Here is a 16,945-nt window from a genome sequence, read left to right on the forward strand (position 1 = left end):
TCGATGATGAATGCGCTCGTCCGTGCCCCCGGCCAATGGGCGCGCCGGGCTGCGGGCGCCGCCTGGCTGGCCCTGGCGCTGCTGGCCGCGCCCGCCGTGGCGCAATCGGTCTATCCCACGCCGCAAGCCGCGGCCGACGCCTTCGGCGAGGCGCTGGCTACCAGCGATGCCGCGGCCCTCGCCAAGGTGTTGGGGCCGGACCATCGCCAGATCGTGCCTGGCGGGGTCGGGCAGGACGATGTCTACCGCTTCCTGGCCGCCTGGGCCCGCAAGCACGAGGTGGTGGCCGACGGCGAACGGCGCGCCTGGCTGGGCGTGGGCGATTCGGGCTGGACCATGCCGGTGCCCATTGTGCGCGTGGCGCGGGGATGGCGCTTCGATCCAGCCGCCGGCAAGGCGGAGATCCAGCGGCGCAGCATCGGCCGCAACGAATTGAACGCCATCGACACCCTGCGCGAGTTGCAGGCGGCACAGGCGCGTTACCGCGACGGCGTGGGCCAGGGCCGCTACGCCGACCGCCTGGTGAGCCGGCCAGGCACGCTGGACGGACTGTACTGGCCTGAACTGCCCGGCTACCCGCCGCAGGCCTTCGGCCCCGATGCGCTGGCGATGGGACCGGACGTGCCGGTGGCGGACGCCTACTACGGCTATCGCTACAAGGTCCTGCCCGGTCGCGACGGGCAGGACTACGGGATCTTGGCCTGGCCCGCGCGCTACGGGCATACCGGCATCCGCAGTTTTGTTATCGGGGCGCGGGGTGGGGTGCGCGAGGCTGACCTGGGCCCGGCCACGGCACGCCGCGCGGCCACGCTCCAGGGCACCGATGTGTCGTTCGGAACCTGGAACAACATCACGCCGCAACCCATTGGCGCCAAATGATTTTTTACGATTGTTGCAGGTGTGGCGGCGCGAGCGTTGTAGCCGTGCCGCAACCTGGCTGTCGCATGGCCCGGACGGTCGGATTTACGGTTTTTTGACAGGCGGCTATGCCAAAATGGCGAGCGCTGGGATCGGTGCCCGATCCCCTTTTGTCGGACCTGGAAATTGAATCCCTTGCATTTTGTCCGCTGCGCCATCCTGGGCGCAGGGATGGCGCTCAGCGCCGCCGCGGCGTCGGCCCCGATCTTCGTCCTGAACTCCCTGGACGCCAACGTCAGCATCGTCGATCCCGCCACGTACACGGAATTGCGGCGCGTCCCCACGGGCAAGGAACCGCATCACCTGTATCTCACGCCTGACAAGAAGTCGCTGATGGTGGCCAACGCCACCGGCGACTCGATCACGCTGATGGATCCCAAGACCGGCGAGGTGCAGCGCACCCTGACCGGCATCGTCGACCCCTACCAGTTGCAGTTCTCGCCGGACATGAAGTGGTTCGTCACGGCCGCCAACCGCCTGGACCACATCGACATCTACGCCTGGAAGCCGCTGGAAAAGGGCTTCGACCTGAAACTGGTCAAGCGCATCCCGGCCGGCAAGACGCCCAGCCACATCATGATCGACGCCAAGAGCACCACGGCGTACGTCACGCTGCAGGACAGCGACCAGCTCATCGCCATCGACCTGGCCACGCAGACGCCCAAGTGGACCGTTTCCGTGGGCAAGACGCCAGCCGACGTGTTCCTCACGCCCGACCAGAAAACGCTGCTGGTGGCGCTGACCGGCGATTCCTACGTCGAGGCCTATGACGTCAGCAAAGGCCCCGCCAAGCTGATCTCGCGCATCAAGACCGCCGCCGGCGCGCACGCCTTCCGCGCCCAGGGCGACCAGCGCCACCTGTTCGTCAGCAACCGCACCGCCAACTCCATCAGCCGCATCGACCTGCAGACGCTGGCCGTGGTCGACACCTTCCCGGTGCCGGGCGGCCCCGATTGCATGGACGTGCTGGCCGACGGCAAGACCCTGCTGGTCACGTCGCGCTGGGCCCGCAAGCTCACCGTGGTCGACCTGGAGCAGAAGAAAGTCGTCAAGCAGGTCAACGTCGGCAAGTCGCCGCACGGCGTCTGGACGCTGAACCATGCGCCGACCCGCTAAACGGCAACTGGCCGCCGCCGTCTGCCTGGCGCTGGCGGCGCAGGCCGCCACGGCGGCCCCCGCGTCCTGTGACAAGCCGGTCTACCTGACCTTCGACACCGGCCACATGGGCGTGGCGCCGCTGATCGCCGACGTGCTGGCGCGCCACCACGTCAAGGTCACGTTCTTCCTGGCCAACGAGCGCACGCTGACCGACGGCAGCAGCCTGGACGACCAGTGGGCGCCGTGGTGGAAGGCGCGCGCGGCCGAGGGCCACGCGTTCGGCTCGCACACCTACGACCACGTCTACTGGCAGGGCGACCTGCCGGACGGCAAGTTCCGCGTCAAGCCCAGCGCCGGCCCCGACACGGGCAAGCGCGAGACCTGGACCGCCGAGCAGTACTGCGCCGAGATCAAGCGCTCCGCCGCCCGCTTCACGCAGATGACCGGCAAACAGATGCTGCCGCTGTACCGCGCGCCGGGCGGCAAGACCTCGCTAGCCCTGTTGCGCGCGGCCAAGGCCTGCGGCTTCGAGCACGTGGGCTGGGCGCCGGCCGGCTTCCTGGGCGACGAACTGCCCAGCGACAAGTACCCCAACGCCAAGCTGCTGGACCAGGCGCTGCGCACCATCAAGCCCGGCGACATCCTGCTGGCCCACCTGGGCATCTGGTCGCGCCAGGACCCCTGGGCGCCCGCCGTGCTGGAGCCGCTGATTGAAGGCCTGCAGCGCAAGGGCTATTGTTTTGCCACTTTGGATACGCATCCCGCCTACCGCGACTGGATCGCCACGCATCACTGATCATGGATACGCTTAGTCAATGGTTCGGGAACTGCCAGCAATGGCTGTTCGAAACCCTGGTGCAGCCGGCGCTGTTCCACCTGGGCTTGAGCAATTTCATCGAGGACGGCTACGACGCCACCATGTGGCTGCTGGTCGGCCTGCTGCAGGTGGCCGTGCTGCTGCTGGTGTTCGGCCCGCTGCAGCGCCTGCGCCCGGTCGAGCCGGTCACCGACCGCCGCCAGATCGGCATCGACGTGCTCTACACGCTGATCCATCGCCTGGGCGTGTTCCGCCTGGCGCTGTTCTTCACCATCGATCCGTTCTGGGACAGCATCTTCGGGCAGTTGCACATCTGGGGCTTCGCGCCGTTCCAGCTCGACCAGTACTGGCCCGGCGTGACCGACCAGGCCTGGGTCAGCCTGATCATCTACCTGCTGCTGTTCGACCTGGTGGACTACCTGTACCACCGCGCCCAGCACCGTTTCGCCTGGCTCTGGGCGCTGCACGCGGTGCACCACAGCCAGCGCCAGATGACCATGTGGAGCGACGACCGCAACCACCTGCTGGACGACATGCTGCGCGACGTCGTGGTGGTGTTCGTGTCGCAACTGGTGGGCGTGCCGCCCGCGCAGTTCGTGGCGATCGTGGCCATCACGCAGCTTGCGCAGAGCTTCTCGCACGCCAACCTGCGCATGCACTTCGGCGCCATCGGCGAACGCCTGCTGGTCAGCCCGCGTTTCCACCGCCATCACCATTCCATCGCCTACGACGCCTCGACGCCGGGCCCGGCCGGCGGCTACAACTTCGCCGCGCTGTTCCCGGTCTGGGACGTACTGTTCCGCTCGGCCCGCTTCGGCGTCGGCTATGGCCCCACCGGCATCCATGACCAGCAGCCGGAACTGGGCGGCCGCGACTACGGCCAGGGCTTCTGGTCGCAACAGTGGCTCGGCCTCAAGCGCATGGTCGGCCGCGACCGCGAACCGGCCATGACGGCGCCGCCATCGCGCCCGCCGGGCGCGGCCGAAGGCGCGTGACGCGCCGCGTTGCGCCGTCGCCAAAAAAAACCGGGCCTCAAGGCCCGGTTTTCATGTCCGCTCACCTGTGACCTGGACGCCGTTCGTCGCAAGAATAGCCGCCCGCCCGCCGGGCCGCCCCAAGGGCGGGCAGCCCCCTTGGGGGGCAGCTAGCGCGCGAAGCGCGCGCGGCGTGGGGGTCCTTTCCTTCCGCCCGCCGGGCCGCCCCAAGGGCGGGCAGCCCCCGCGGGGGGCAGCTAGCGCGCGAAGCGCGCGCGGCGTGGGGGCCCTTTCCTTCCGCCCGCCGGGCCGCCCCAAGGGCGGGCAGCCCCCTTGGGGGGCAGCTAGCGTGCGAAGCACGCGCGGCGTGGGGGCATTCACCCCTCATGGGTGGTTTCGCGCTTGATTTCGTCGTGGCGCCGTTCCATTTCCTGGCGCAGCTCGCGGCGCAGGCGGGCGGCTTCGAAGCGCTGCCTTTCCTCGAGGTTGCGCGGCGCCAGCGGCGGCACCGCGGTGGGGGCGCCGTTGTCGTCCACCGCCACCATCGTGAAGTAACAGCTATTGGTGTGGCGCACCAGCTTCCTGCGGATGTCCTCGGTGACCACCTTGATGCCGATTTCCATGGAGGTGCGGCCGGTGTAGTTCACCGCCGCAAGGAAGGTCACCAGCTCGCCGACGTGGATCGGCTCGCGGAACACGACCTGGTCGACGGACAGCGTCACCACATACTGGCCGGCGTAGCGGCTCGCACAGGCGTAGGCGACCTGGTCCAGGTACTTGAGGATGGTTCCGCCGTGCACATTGCCTGAAAAGTTCGCCATATCGGGCGTCATCAGGATGGTCATCGACAGTTGGTGGCTAAAGGCTTCGTCCATGGCGGGCGTTCTACTCGGCGACAAAACGCCTATGGTAGTGGCGAAACCCTGTCATATCGCCGTCCCCGGCAGGTTTGTCAGGGTTTCTTCGCGGGCGCGGGCGTCGGAGGCTGGGCGGCTGGCGCCGGCTCCGGTTGCGCCTCGGGTTCGGGCGCCGGCTCGTCGCGCACCGCGGGCGGCGGCGTCCACAGCCCGTCCAACAGCGCCGGGCCAGCGCCGTAGGCGCGCAGCAGCACGTAGACCGGGCCGCTGGCCGCCAGCGGCAGCCAGTTGGCCTGGGCGCCGGGCTCCGGCGCGGCGCGGCTGAGCACCAGGTCGAGCGAACCGTCGGCGTTGTATTGCAGCGGATCGCGGCTCCCCAGCGAGTAGCGGTCCACCGGATTGGCCATGGGCAGGCCCTGGCCGTCATAGGCGGCCAGCGACCACAGGCCGCTGGCCGGCGGCAACTGGCCGCTGTCGAAATGCAGCACATAGCGATGCGCGCCATCCAGCGGTCGGCCCAGGCTGTCGGCCGCCAGCAGCAATGCGGTCAGGTCCTCGGGCAGGCCCGAGCCCGGCTGGGCCTGGGCGGCCAGCGCGCGGCGCAGGTAGGCATTGCCGTAGGCGCCCAGGCTGGCCGTCTCCAGTTGCCAGCCGTTGACGCTCTTGAGGGTGGCGCCAGCGGCGGCTTCCATGCGTTCGCGCGCCTCGCGCAGGCCGCGGCGCAGGCCCTGCTTGACCGGGTTGTCGAGCTTGTCGAAATCGAACGGCCGGCCGGGGATCAGCCCGACCCGGCGCAGCTTGGCCAGCACCGGCTGGTCGGTGGCGTGCGGCGGGTTGCGGCGCAGCAGCTCGGCGGCGCGGACGAAAAAGGCGTCGGTCGGCATGGCATCGACCTGCTCGCGCACCGGGGTCTTCAGATCCAGGGAGGGGTCGGCCTTGATCCGCTGCGATTGCGGCGGCAGGTTCCATTGCGCCAGCGGGGTCAGCGTGAAGCCGTCCTGCAGCGCGTTGACCGCGGCGTACTCGGCCGGGCCGTCGGCCTGGATCAGGACGCGGGCCCAGACGTAGGCGGTGGGCGCGTCGATGCGCGGCATGCCGGAGGGCAGCGTGCCGCTCCACCCCGGCGGCACGATCGCCGTGTTGCCGCGCGCCGTGCCGGTGCTGCGCTTGCCCAGCGTGGCGAAGGCGTCGTTCCACATGTCCAGCAGGGTCAGGGTGTAAAGGCGGCCATGGCTGTCAGGCGTCGACAGCACCACGGGACCCGCCGTCAGGTCGAGCCAGGCGGCGCTGCGCAGCATGTCGGGGTTGGCCCAGGGCGCGGCTGCGCCGGGGCGGGGCAGGGTGCGCGTGTGCTGGAAGGTGTTGGCGGGCGCGCCGTCGGCGCCTTGCGCGGGGTGCGTGAACTGGCGCCGGGTCAGGTCGAGGGTCAGCAGCGGATAGAAGTACAGATAGCCTTCCATCGCCGCTTCGCGGGCGGACTCGGTGGCGGCGGCGGCGGGGCTCAGCGCCGGCGTGGCGGTCGCGGGGACGGGCGCCAGGCTGGGGGCGGCCAGCGACAGGGACAGGGCCAGGGGGGCAAGACGGCGCATCGGCGCTCCAACGGGAATGCGGGACGGGCGGAAAAGCGGGCCGGAACCCGCCGTCGGCAATGGTAGCAGTCTCGCGATCATCCAAAATCCGCGAAAAACGCCGATCCTGGGCGTAAATCGTTCTCATTGACCGATTTTGCGTTCCGGGGACGCAAGGCATGGCAACTCGCCCGCGCTGCGCCTATACTTGCTTGCAAATCCTTGGAAATCGTAGGGCTTTTCCCCGGACCGGCCCGCGCTTTCCCCTTATTCACCCGGAGAGGAGTGCTTCATGGTCAACATGAACCGCCGCCAGTTCTTCAAGGTGACCGGTACCACGCTGGCTGGCTCGAGCCTGGCATTGCTGGGGGTAGCCCCCGGCACGGCCATGGCCGAGGTGCGCCAGTACAAGCTTGCGCGCATGACGGAAACGCGCAACACCTGTCCCTACTGTTCGGTCGCCTGTGGTCTGCTGATGTATGGCCTGGGCGATGGCGCCAAGAATGCCCGCGCCAGCATCATGCACATCGAGGGCGACCCCGACCACCCCGTCAACCGCGGCACGCTCTGTCCCAAGGGCGCGGCCCTGATCGACTTCATCCACAGCCCCAACCGCCTGAAGTACCCGGAATACCGGGCGCCCGGTTCGGACAAGTGGGAACGGATCTCCTGGGACGACGCGCTCACGCGCATCACCAAGCTCATGAAGGCCGACCGTGATGCCAACTTCGTCGAAAAGACCGAAGACGGCAAGACGGTCAACCGCTGGCTGACCACCGGCATGCTGGCCGCCTCGGCAAGCAGCAACGAGGTCGGCTACATCACGCACAAGACCGTGCGCAGCATGGGGATGCTGGCGTTCGACAACCAAGCCCGTGTCTGACATGGCCCGACGGTGGCAGGTCTTGCCCCGACGTTTGGCCGTGGAGCGATGACGAACCATTGGGTCGACATCAAGAACGCGGACGTAGTACTGATCATGGGCGGCAATGCCGCCGAGGCCCACCCCTGCGGGTTCAAATGGGTCACGGAAGCGAAAGCCCATAACAAGGCGAAGCTGATCGTCGTGGATCCGCGCTTCACGCGCTCGGCATCCGTGGCGGACTTCTACGCGCCCATACGCACCGGCACCGACATCATCTTCCTGGGTGGCGTCATCAAGTACCTGTTGGATCACGACAAGATCCAGCACGAGTACGTGCGCAACTACACCGACTTTTCCTACATCGTGCGCGAGGACTTCGCGTTCGACGCGGGCCTGTACTCCGGCTACAACGCCGAGAAGCGGACCTACGACAAGGCCAGTTGGGACTACGAGCGCGGCGACGACGGCTACGTCAAGACCGATCCGACGCTGGAGCATCCGCGTTCGGTCTACCAACTGCTCAAGAAGCACTACTCGCGCTATACCGAAGAGATGGTCGAACGCGTCTGCGGCACGCCGCGCGACAAGTTCCTGAAGGTCTGCGAGATGCTGGCGTCCACCGCCACCACCGACCGGGCCGCCACCATCCTGTACGCGCTGGGCTGGACGCAGCACTCGATCGGTTCGCAGATCATCCGCACCGGCGCCATGGTGCAACTGCTGCTGGGCAATATCGGCATCGCCGGCGGCGGCATGAATGCGCTGCGCGGGCACTCGAACATCCAGGGCCTGACCGACCTGGGCCTGATGTCGAACCTGCTGCCCGGCTACATGACGCTGCCCAACGAGCCCGAGCAGGACTACGGCAAGTACATCGCCGCGCGCGCGCTCAAGCCGCTGCGGCCGAACCAGCTCAGCTACTGGCAGAACTACGGCAAGTTCCACGTGAGCCTGATGAAGGCCTGGTGGGGCAAGGCCGCGACCGCCGAGAACAACTGGGCGTTCGACTACCTGCCCAAGCTCGACAAGCTCTACGACATGCTGCAGGTCTACGAGCTGATGAACCAGGGCAAGATGAACGGCTACCTGGCGCAGGGCTTCAACCCGCTGGCGGCCGCGCCCAACAAGGCCAAGCTGAACGCCGGTTTCGCCAAGCTCAAGTTCCTGGTCATCATGGACCCGCTGGTCACCGAGACCTCGGAATTCTGGCGCAACGCCGGCGAGGCCAACGACGTCGATCCCAGGCAGATCCAGACCGAGGTGTTCCGCCTGCCCACCACCTGTTTCGCCGAGGAAGACGGCGCGCTGGTGAACTCCGGGCGCTGGCTGCAATGGCACTGGAAGGGCGCCGAGCCTCCGGGCGAGGCCAAGAGCGACATCGAGATCATGTCGCTGATCTTCACGCGCCTGCGCAAGATGTACCAGGAAGAGGGCGGCAAGTACCCCGACCCCATCGTCAACCTGTCCTGGCCGTACTCCAACCCGCAGAGCCCGACCGCGGAAGAGCTGGCCAAGGAATACTCGGGCAAGGCGCTGGTGGACCTGGTCGACCCCAAGGACCCGACCAAGGTCACGCGCAAGGGCGGCGAGCAGTTGGCCGGCTTTGCCGAGCTGCGCGACGACGGTTCCACCGCCAGCGGCTGCTGGATCTTCGCCGGCGCCTGGGGGCCCGGCGGCAACCTGATGGCGCGCCGCGACAACAGCGACCCGACCGGCATCGGCCAGACCCTGAACTGGGCCTGGGCCTGGCCGGCCAACCGCCGCATCCTGTACAACCGCGCCTCCTGTGACGTCGCGGGCAAGCCGTTCAATCCGCGCCGCAGCCTGATCTCGTGGAACGGCAAGGCCTGGGTCGGCGCCGACATCCCCGACTTCAAGGGGGATGAAAACCCCGACGGCGGCATGGGCCCGTTCATCATGAACCCCGAGGGCGTGGCGCGCTTCTTCGCGCGCGCCGGCATGGCCGAGGGGCCGTTCCCGGAACACTACGAGCCGTTCGAGACGCCGCTGGGCTACAACCCGCTGTATCCGAAGGCCAAGGGCGTCACCAGCAACCCGGCGGCGCGCGTGTTCAAGGACGACCTGGCGGCGATGGGCACGGTGGACAAGTTCCCCTACGTGGCCACCACCTACCGCCTCACCGAGCACTTCCACTACTGGACCAAGAACGTTCGCATCAACGCGATCCTGCAACCCGAGCAGTTCGTCGAGATCAGCGAGGTCATGGCCAAGGAACTGGGCATCGCCAACGGTTCGCGCGTGAAGGTGTCGTCCAACCGCGGCTACATCAAGGCGGTGGCGCTGGTCACCAAGCGCCTGCGCCCGCTGACCATCGAGGGCAAGACCGTCTACCACGTCGGCATCCCGATCCACTGGGGCTTTGTCGGCATTGCCAAACCGGGCTTCCTGACCAACACCCTGACCCCGTTCGTGGGCGACGGCAATTCGCAGACACCGGAATTCAAGTCGTTCCTGGTGCAGGTCGAGAAGATCTAGGAGAGCGCTCATGTCTATGCAATCCCTCGACATCAAACGGCGCTCGGCCACCACCACGCCGCCGCCCGGCATCCGCGAACCCATCACCGGGTCCGTGGCCAAGCTGATCGACGTCTCCAAGTGCATCGGCTGCAAGGCCTGCCAGAGCGCGTGCATGGAGTGGAACGACCTGCGCGACGAGATCGGCACCAACGTCGGCGTCTACGACAACCCGGCCGACCTGACCGAGCATTCCTGGACCGTCATGCGCTTCTCGGAATACGAGAACCCGCAGGGCGACCTGGAGTGGCTGATCCGCAAGGACGGCTGCATGCACTGCGAAGATCCGGGCTGCCTGAAGGCCTGTCCGTCGCCGGGCGCCATCATCCAGTACAACAACGGCATCGTCGACTTCCACGAAGAGAACTGCATCGGTTGCGGCTACTGCATCACCGGCTGCCCGTTCAACGTGCCGCGCATCAGCAAGAAGGACCACAAGGCGTACAAGTGCACCCTGTGTTCCGACCGCGTGGCCGTCGGCCAGGAGCCCGCCTGCGTCAAGTCCTGCCCCACCGGCGCCATCGTGTTCGGCACCAAGGACGACATGAAGCAGCACGCCGCCGAGCGCATCGAGGACCTGAAATCGCGCGGTTTCGAGCAGGCGGGCCTGTATGACCCGCAGGGCGTGGGCGGCACGCACGTGATGTACGTGCTGCATCACGCCGACCAGCCCGGGCTGTACCACGGGCTGCCGAAGGAGCCGCAGATCAGCCCGATGGTCTCGCTGTGGAAGGGCATCGCCAAGCCGCTGGGCGTGGCCGCCATGGCGTTGACGGCGCTGGCCGGCTTCTTCCACTATGCCCGCGTCGGCCGCAACGAGGTCGACGAGGAAGACGAACGTCGCGCCGAACAGGAGATCCGCCATGAGTGACGACCGCCATCACCGCCGGATCAAGCGCTATTCCCCCGGCGAGCGCACCAACCACTGGATCATCGCCCTCACGTTCATCCTGTTGGCGCTGTCCGGGCTGGCGCTGTTCCATCCATCGATGTTCTGGCTCACCAACCTGTTCGGCGGCGGTCCCTGGACCCGCATCCTGCATCCGTTCATCGGGCTGGTGATGTTCTTCTGCTTCGTGGTGTTCGCCGGTCATATGTGGCGCCACAATCTGATGACCAAGGCCGACCGCCAGTGGCTCAGCCAGCTCAACGACGTGGTCGAGAACCGCGAGGACAAGCTGCCGGAAGTCGGCAAGTACAACGCCGGCCAGAAGCTGCTGTTCTATGTGCTGATCCTGTGCATGCTGGGACTGTTCGTCAGCGGCATCGTGATCTGGCGCGAGTTCTTCGCCTTCTATTTCCCGATCTGGGTGGTGCGCGCCGCCTCGGTGCTGCATGCCGTTTGTGCATTGGTGCTGATTTGCGCGATCATTGTGCATATTTATGCGGCGATCTGGGTCAAGGGCTCGCTCACGGCGATGCTGCGTGGCTACGTGACCGCGGGCTGGGCATGGAAGCACCACCGCGCCTGGTTCCGGGAACAAATCGGCAAGCAGTCCACGACGAAGTAAGCGGGCCTCGCGCGGCGGGCGCCACCTGGCGGTGGCGGCGCCGCCGGGTGGATCCCGCCCGATCCCACCGCACGGCTGCCTCCCCCTGTCGGGGCGGCAGCCGTGTTCGTTTATCTGGAGACGCAATTGCAGCGAATTCTTCCGCGCGGCGAGATCGAAGCGCTAGACCACAACACCATCCCCCGCATCCAGTTGCCGGCGCGCGATTCGGTTTTCGCGACGCGCGCGGCGCGCCTGCGGCAACTGGCCGTGGATAGCCCGGTGGCCGACTATCTGCTGCTGATGGCGCGGCTGGTCGACGCCCAGCACAATGCCCTGCGCGGCTGCAACGCGCCGCCGGCCTCGGAAGACCGCATCGCCCTGGCGCAGGCCCATGGCATGCCGCCGCTGCAGGCGGTGGGCTGGCCGCGCGACCCGCTGTGGCGCGACATCCTGCGCCAACTGGTCGACGAGGTCGCCGGCGGCCAGGACGTGCCGGCCGAGGCGCTGGACGTCTGCGCGGCGTTGCGCCGCGCGCTCGATGAAGACACCGAATCGCTCGAAGACCTGGCCGAGGCGGTGTTGTCGGAACAGCATCGCGGCGTCGACGGCGCCGCCGCGCCGTTCGTCATGGCCGCCCTGCAGGTGTACTGGACCGACCTGGCCAGCCGCTTCGACGAAAAGCAATTGCCGGTGGCCTCGCCCTTCGGCGTCTGCCCGGTCTGCGCCAGCCTGCCGGTGGCCAGCGTGGTGCGGGTGGGCGGGCAGTTCGAGGGCTACCGCTACCTGTGCTGCAGCCTGTGCGCGACCCAGTGGCACATGGTGCGGGTCAAGTGTTCGCACTGCGAGGACGTCGAATCCGTGGCCTACCAGGCCATCGAGGGCCGCGCGCCCGCCATCAAGGCCGAGACCTGCGACCGCTGCCATACCTACCGCAAGATCTTCTACCAGGACAAGGACCTGCACGTGGAGCCGGTGGCCGACGACCTCGCCAGCCTGATGCTGGACGTGCTGGTGGGCGAGGCCGGCTATTCGCGCGCCAGCGGCAATCCGCTGCTGTGGCACGGCGCCGAGGAGGAATAGCCATGACCGGACTCGCCGCCGCCGCCGACATCCCCGCGCTCGACCGGCTGCTGAACGCGCCGGCGCTGGCCGCGGCGCTGGACACGCATGGCCGCACGCAGGTGGTGGCGGCCCTGCGCCAGCACCTGGACACCCTGCGGCAGCGCGCCCTGGCGGGCGAGCTGCCGCGCGCCGAACTGGCCGAGACCGCCGTCGCGGTGGCCGTCGACGGCGCCCTGGCGCGTGCCGCCGCCCCGCGTCTGCGCGCCGTCTACAACCTGACCGGCACCGTGCTGCACACGAACCTGGGCCGCGCGCTGCTGCCCGACGAGGCGGTGGCCTCGGTGCTGCGCGCGCTGACCACGCCTGCCAACCTGGAATTCGACCTGGACAGCGGCGGCCGCGGCGACCGCGACGACCTGATCGACGACCTGCTGTGCGAACTGACCGGGGCCGAGGCCGCCACGGTGGTCAACAACAACGCCGCCGCCGTGCTGCTGATGCTGAACGCGCTGGCCGACCGCCGCGAGGTGGTGGTGTCGCGCGGCGAGCTGGTCGAGATCGGCGGCGCCTTCCGCATCCCCGACATCATGAAGCGCGCAGGCGCCAGGCTGGTCGAGGTGGGCACCACCAACCGCACCCACGCCGCCGACTACGAGAACGCCATCGGCCCGCGCACCGCGATGCTGATGAAGGTCCATTGCAGCAACTACGCCGTCACCGGCTTCACCAAGAGCGTCAGCGTGGCCGAGGTGGCGGCGCTGGCGCATGCGCGCGGCCTGCCGGCCACGGTGGACCTGGGCAGCGGCACGCTGGTGGACCTGACCCAGTTCGGCCTGCCGCGCGAGGACACGGTGCGCGAGACCATCGCCGCCGGCGCCGACCTGGTCACCTTCAGCGGCGACAAATTGCTGGGCGGCCCCCAGGCCGGCCTGCTGGTCGGGCGCGCCGACCTGATCCGCAAGATCAAGAAGAACCCGCTCAAGCGCGCCCTGCGCGTGGGCAAGCTGACGCTGGCCGCGCTCGAACCGGTATTGCAGCTATACCGCGCGCCGGAATTCCTGGCGCAGCGCCTGACCACGCTGCGCCTGCTGACGCGGCCGCAGCGCGAGATCCAGCCGTTGGCCGAACGACTGCGCGGCCCGCTGGCGCATGCGGCGGGCGCGGACTACGAGGTCGAGGCGGTGCCGATGTTCAGCCAGATCGGCAGCGGCGCATTGCCGGTGGACCAGTTGCCCAGCTACGGGCTGGCGGTGCGCTATCGCGGCAAGGGCCGCCCCGGCCGCCATCTGGACCGCCTGGAGACGCGCTTGCGCAACCTGCCTGTGCCGGTGATCGGCCGCATCGCCGATGATGCGCTGTGGCTCGACCTGCGCTGCCTGGAGGCGCGCGACGAGGCCGCCTTCACCGCACAACTCGCCGACAGACTCGCTGAACCCTCTGCCGCGCCATCGGCGCCGCAATCCGCGGAGCCGCGCGCATGATCGTCGGCACCGCCGGCCATATCGACCATGGCAAGACCACGCTGGTGCGGGCGCTGACGGGGGTCGACACCGACCGTCTCAAGGAAGAGAAGGCGCGCGGCATTTCAATCGAACTGGGCTACGCCTACACGCCCCTGCCCAACGGCGACGTGCTGGGCTTCATCGACGTGCCGGGCCACGAGAAGCTGGTGCACACCATGGCGGCGGGCGCCAGCGGCATCGACTTCGGCCTGCTGGTGGTGGCGGCCGATGACGGCGTCATGCCGCAGACCCGCGAACACCTGGCGATCCTGTCGCTGCTGGGCGTGGCGCGCGGCGCGGTGGCCTTGACCAAGGCCGACCGCGCCGACCCGGCCCGGCTGGCGGCGGTGCGCGGCGAGATCGCGGCGCTGGCGGCCGACACCTTCCTGCGGGATGCGCCCGTGTTCGAGATGTGCGCGGCGCGCGTCGGCGACGATGGCGTGGCGCGCCTCAAACAGCATCTGGATGACGCGGCGCAGGCGCTGGGCGCGCGCGACGGCGCGGGCCTGTTCCGGCTGGCGGTGGACCGCGTCTTCACGCTGGCCGGCCACGGCACCGTGGTCACCGGCACCGCGCACGGCGGCCGCGCCCGCGTCGGCGACGACGACGCCGACCTGCGCCTGATGCCGGCGGGCACGCGGGTGCGGGTGCGCGGCATCCACGCGCAGAACCAGCCGAGCGAGACCGGCGCGGCTGGCCAGCGCTGCGCGCTGAATTTGGCGGGCATCGACAAGAGCGCCATCACGCGCGGCGACTGGATTGCCGATGCGCGCTGCTTTCTGCCGTCGCGCCACGTCGATGTGGCCTTGACGCTGCTGCCCTCGGCCGACGCGCCGCTGCGGGCCTGGACGCCGCTGCACGTGCACATCGGCGCGGCGCGCCACGTGGCGCACGTGGTGCCGCTGTCGGCCGATGCCTTGGCGCCGGGCCAGTCGGGCTGGGTGCAACTGGTATTCGACGAATTGGTGTGCGCGATGCCCGGCGACCGCTACATCGTGCGCAATGCGCAGGCCACGCGCACGGTCGGCGGCGGCCGCGTGCTCGATCCGAACGCGCCGGACCGCAAGCGCCGCGCGCCGGCGCGAATGCAATGGCTGCAAGGCGTGGCGGACATGCTGGACGGTGGCGGGCTGCAACCGCTGCTGGCGCAGGCTGCGCTGGGCCTGGACGAGACGGCGCTGCAACGCCTGACCGGCAGGGCGGTGCGCGACCTGGCCGCGCCCGAGGGTGCGATCTGGATCGAGCCGCGCACGCCGCAGGGCGCGCGCACGTTGATCCTGGCCGCGCACAGGGAAGCGCTGCGGGCGCGGGTGGAGCAGGCGCTGGCGACCTTTCACCAGGGCGCGCCGGACGAACCCGGGCCGGACGGTTCGCGCCTGCGCCGCATGGCGCTGCCGGCGGCGCCGGAGGCATTGTGGCAGGGACTGCTGGATGATCTGCAGCAGCAGGGCCGGGTGTTGCGCAACGGGCCGTGGCTGCATCTGCCGGGGCACACCGCGGCGCTGGCCGAGGCCGAGGCGCAACTGGCGCAACGCCTGTTGCCGCTGTTGGCCGCGGGCGCCTACGACCCTCCCTGGGTGCGCGATCTGGCGCGCGCGCAGGGCGAGCCCGAGGAGCGCGTGCGGCAGGTGCTGCGCAAGCTGCTGCGGCGTGGCGAGGTGGCGCAGGTGGTGAAGGATCTGTTCTATCACCGCGAGCGGGTGGTGGAGCTGGCGGCGCTGGCGGTCGCGCTTGCCGGCAAACCCGAAGGGTTGAACGCGGCGGCCTTCCGGGATGCCACCGGCCTGGGGCGCAAACGCGCGATCCAGATCCTGGAATTCTTCGATCGGACGGGGCTGACACGGCGGCTGCGTGACACGCACGTGCTGCGCACGGACAGCGCGTACCTGGGGGCCGGGCAGGCGGTATCATAGGCGGGTTTTCGAGGAAGGCATCCGTGTCCGGTGGCACGGCCGGGCTTCAAACCCGGTTGGGGGCGTCAGACGTTCCCAGGTAGGTTCGACTCCTGCTGCCTTCCGCCATTCTTTTCCGCGATGGTCGTCCGGCCAGAAACAGGCGGACCGGTCTTGTATTGATGAGTCTGGTCCCTCTGGCCTCGTGATACGGCGTAGTGTACCGATCCACCCGCGCCTGTTGGACGATGGATCGAATATCGAAGACCAATGGCAAGACCCGGTTCAGGGCGCGAGGATTCACGCGCCTACGCATCACCGGATATGAACCACGTCGACCCCATTGCGCCACAGATCAGCCTGATCGTCCCCGTCTACAACTGCGAGCGGTATCTTGCCCACCAACTGGATGCGCTGTTGGGCGATGCCGCGATGGACGTGGAGGTGATCGCGGTCGATGATGGTTCCGCCGATGGCGGCATGGCGATCCTGCAGGCCTATGCCGCCAAGGATGCGCGCCTGCGCATCATCAGGCAGGCCCATCTCGGGCAGGGCGCCGCAAGGAATGCGGGCTTGCAGGCGGCGCGTGGCACCTGGATCGCGTTCGCCGACGCCGACGACGTACTGCCCGTGGCGGGGCTCGCGGCGTGGCACGAACAGGCCGTCTCACAGGAGCTGGACGTGTTGGTCGGTAACGCATATCGGTTCACGGACACGCCGCCTCTCCCGCCCCGGCCCGCGGTCCTGACACGGCAACCGGTGGGGCGGACGATGGCCGGCACGGACTGGATCGTCCACTGCGTAGGCGTCGGCGAATGGCCGCACTACGTCTGCCTGCAACTCATCAGGCGTGACCTCATCCGCCGGCACGGGCTGGCGTTCGATCCCACGATATTCCACGAAGACATTCTCTGGACCGTTGACCTCGCCCTCGTGGCCAGGCGGATCGGCTTCGCGCCCGAGCCCGTGTACGGCTATCGCCGCAACCCCGATTCGACCACGCTCTCGCCGTCGCCCCAGGTCCGCCAGTGGCGCGGCGTCAGCTACGTCCATATCATCGGCACGCTGCTTGTCCGGTCCTTGCGGCGAGAACTCGACCGCGGCACCCGGATTTCGATTGTCCGCCATGCGCAGCATGAACTGCTGTGCTTCGTGGATCTGCTTCGCAAGGGCGTGGACAGTCCCCAGATGCGCGCCCACCTCGCGCGGGCCATGCTCGATCTTCGCGCCTGGCCGCGCCTGGTTCGCCACGCGCGTGGTTTCACCGATCTGCGGCGCCTGCTCAAGGCGTATTGGCGCCTGCGACGGATGGCCCGGGCCGCAGGCCCCGTCGCCGCGAACGTGGCCGCCAGCCGGTAGCCCGG

Annotated in this window: 13 protein-coding genes and 1 tRNA gene; 12 read left to right on the plus strand and 2 right to left on the minus strand. The window is 68.7% G+C overall.

Annotation, left to right across the window (positions count from 1 at the left end):
• The first annotated feature begins 3 nt into the window (after window positions 1–3).
• From ACUDCK_RS01525 to ACUDCK_RS01540, 4 genes are all read left to right on the plus strand, one after another.
• The gene (locus ACUDCK_RS01525; protein WP_054503647.1) at window positions 4–879 is read left to right on the plus strand and encodes a DUF2950 family protein; all 876 of its coding nucleotides are present in this window, start codon (window positions 4–6) and stop codon (window positions 877–879) included.
• A gap of 174 nt (window positions 880–1,053) precedes the next feature.
• Window positions 1,054–2,034 (plus strand): YVTN family beta-propeller repeat protein, encoded by a 981-nt coding sequence (locus tag ACUDCK_RS01530; RefSeq protein WP_443609984.1) that lies wholly within the window; start codon window positions 1,054–1,056, stop codon window positions 2,032–2,034.
• Window positions 2,018–2,812 carry a polysaccharide deacetylase family protein gene (locus tag ACUDCK_RS01535; RefSeq protein ID WP_175167238.1) on the plus strand — a complete coding sequence of 265 codons (795 nt, stop codon included), beginning with the start codon at window positions 2,018–2,020 and terminating at the stop codon, window positions 2,810–2,812. Before ACUDCK_RS01530 ends, ACUDCK_RS01535 begins: the two co-directional genes overlap by 17 nt.
• 2 nt (window positions 2,813–2,814) lie before the next feature.
• Window positions 2,815–3,828, plus strand: a complete 1,014-nt coding sequence (locus ACUDCK_RS01540; protein WP_175167237.1) for a sterol desaturase family protein — start codon at window positions 2,815–2,817, stop codon at window positions 3,826–3,828.
• Between the two features lie 356 nt (window positions 3,829–4,184).
• On the opposite strand, the gene ACUDCK_RS01545 is transcribed toward ACUDCK_RS01540, so the two are convergent.
• Window positions 4,185–4,682, minus strand: coding sequence for an acyl-CoA thioesterase (locus tag ACUDCK_RS01545; RefSeq protein ID WP_054503644.1), 498 nt, complete (start codon window positions 4,680–4,682; stop codon window positions 4,185–4,187).
• 77 nt (window positions 4,683–4,759) lie between these two features.
• Window positions 4,760–6,253, minus strand: coding sequence for a DUF1254 domain-containing protein (locus ACUDCK_RS01550; RefSeq protein ID WP_175167236.1), 1,494 nt, complete (start codon window positions 6,251–6,253; stop codon window positions 4,760–4,762).
• A 271-nt stretch (window positions 6,254–6,524) separates the two neighbouring features.
• Between ACUDCK_RS01550 and fdnG the strand changes: the two genes are divergently transcribed.
• From fdnG to ACUDCK_RS01590, 8 genes are all read left to right on the plus strand, one after another.
• Window positions 6,525–9,593, plus strand: coding sequence for a formate dehydrogenase-N subunit alpha (gene fdnG / locus ACUDCK_RS01555; RefSeq protein WP_155755547.1), 3,069 nt, complete (start codon window positions 6,525–6,527; stop codon window positions 9,591–9,593).
• 10 nt (window positions 9,594–9,603) lie between these two features.
• On the plus strand, window positions 9,604–10,503 hold the full coding sequence (gene fdxH, locus ACUDCK_RS01560) for a formate dehydrogenase subunit beta (RefSeq protein ID WP_175167235.1): 900 nt from the start codon (window positions 9,604–9,606) through the stop codon (window positions 10,501–10,503).
• Window positions 10,496–11,143 (plus strand): formate dehydrogenase subunit gamma, encoded by a 648-nt coding sequence (locus ACUDCK_RS01565; protein WP_049070779.1) that lies wholly within the window; start codon window positions 10,496–10,498, stop codon window positions 11,141–11,143. Before fdxH ends, ACUDCK_RS01565 begins: the two co-directional genes overlap by 8 nt.
• 126 nt (window positions 11,144–11,269) lie before the next feature.
• Complete coding sequence (gene fdhE, locus ACUDCK_RS01570; protein ID WP_116792717.1) at window positions 11,270–12,205, plus strand: formate dehydrogenase accessory protein FdhE; 936 nt, start codon at window positions 11,270–11,272, stop codon at window positions 12,203–12,205.
• A gap of 2 nt (window positions 12,206–12,207) precedes the next feature.
• On the plus strand, window positions 12,208–13,668 hold the full coding sequence (gene selA, locus ACUDCK_RS01575; protein WP_175167234.1) for an L-seryl-tRNA(Sec) selenium transferase: 1,461 nt from the start codon (window positions 12,208–12,210) through the stop codon (window positions 13,666–13,668).
• Window positions 13,665–15,602 carry a selenocysteine-specific translation elongation factor gene (gene selB / locus ACUDCK_RS01580; protein ID WP_175167233.1) on the plus strand — a complete coding sequence of 646 codons (1,938 nt, stop codon included), beginning with the start codon at window positions 13,665–13,667 and terminating at the stop codon, window positions 15,600–15,602. Before selA ends, selB begins: the two co-directional genes overlap by 4 nt.
• A 12-nt stretch (window positions 15,603–15,614) precedes the next feature.
• Window positions 15,615–15,710 (plus strand) — tRNA-Sec (locus ACUDCK_RS01585).
• A 195-nt stretch (window positions 15,711–15,905) separates the two neighbouring features.
• Window positions 15,906–16,940, plus strand: a complete 1,035-nt coding sequence (locus ACUDCK_RS01590) for a glycosyltransferase (RefSeq protein WP_175167232.1) — start codon at window positions 15,906–15,908, stop codon at window positions 16,938–16,940.
• Window positions 16,941–16,945: the final 5 nt, after the last annotated feature.

The organism is Achromobacter sp. CF-sbj1-Ac2-l (genome assembly GCF_052698165.1).

What these genes read in the sequence shown, in the direction of transcription:
- ACUDCK_RS01525 (WP_054503647.1), top strand. Translation starts at nt 4, where the DNA reads ATGATGAATGCGCTCGTCCGTGCCCCCGGCCAATGGGCGCGCCGGGCT.
- ACUDCK_RS01535 (WP_175167238.1), top strand. Translation starts at nt 2,018, where the DNA reads ATGCGCCGACCCGCTAAACGGCAACTGGCCGCCGCCGTCTGCCTGGCG.
- ACUDCK_RS01540 (WP_175167237.1), top strand. Translation starts at nt 2,815, where the DNA reads ATGGATACGCTTAGTCAATGGTTCGGGAACTGCCAGCAATGGCTGTTC.
- ACUDCK_RS01545 (WP_054503644.1), bottom strand. Translation starts at nt 4,682, where the DNA reads ATGGACGAAGCCTTTAGCCACCAACTGTCGATGACCATCCTGATGACG.
- ACUDCK_RS01550 (WP_175167236.1), bottom strand. Translation starts at nt 6,253, where the DNA reads ATGCGCCGTCTTGCCCCCCTGGCCCTGTCCCTGTCGCTGGCCGCCCCC.
- fdxH (WP_175167235.1), top strand. Translation starts at nt 9,604, where the DNA reads ATGTCTATGCAATCCCTCGACATCAAACGGCGCTCGGCCACCACCACG.
- ACUDCK_RS01565 (WP_049070779.1), top strand. Translation starts at nt 10,496, where the DNA reads ATGAGTGACGACCGCCATCACCGCCGGATCAAGCGCTATTCCCCCGGC.
- selA (WP_175167234.1), top strand. Translation starts at nt 12,208, where the DNA reads ATGACCGGACTCGCCGCCGCCGCCGACATCCCCGCGCTCGACCGGCTG.
- selB (WP_175167233.1), top strand. Translation starts at nt 13,665, where the DNA reads ATGATCGTCGGCACCGCCGGCCATATCGACCATGGCAAGACCACGCTG.
- ACUDCK_RS01590 (WP_175167232.1), top strand. Translation starts at nt 15,906, where the DNA reads ATGAACCACGTCGACCCCATTGCGCCACAGATCAGCCTGATCGTCCCC.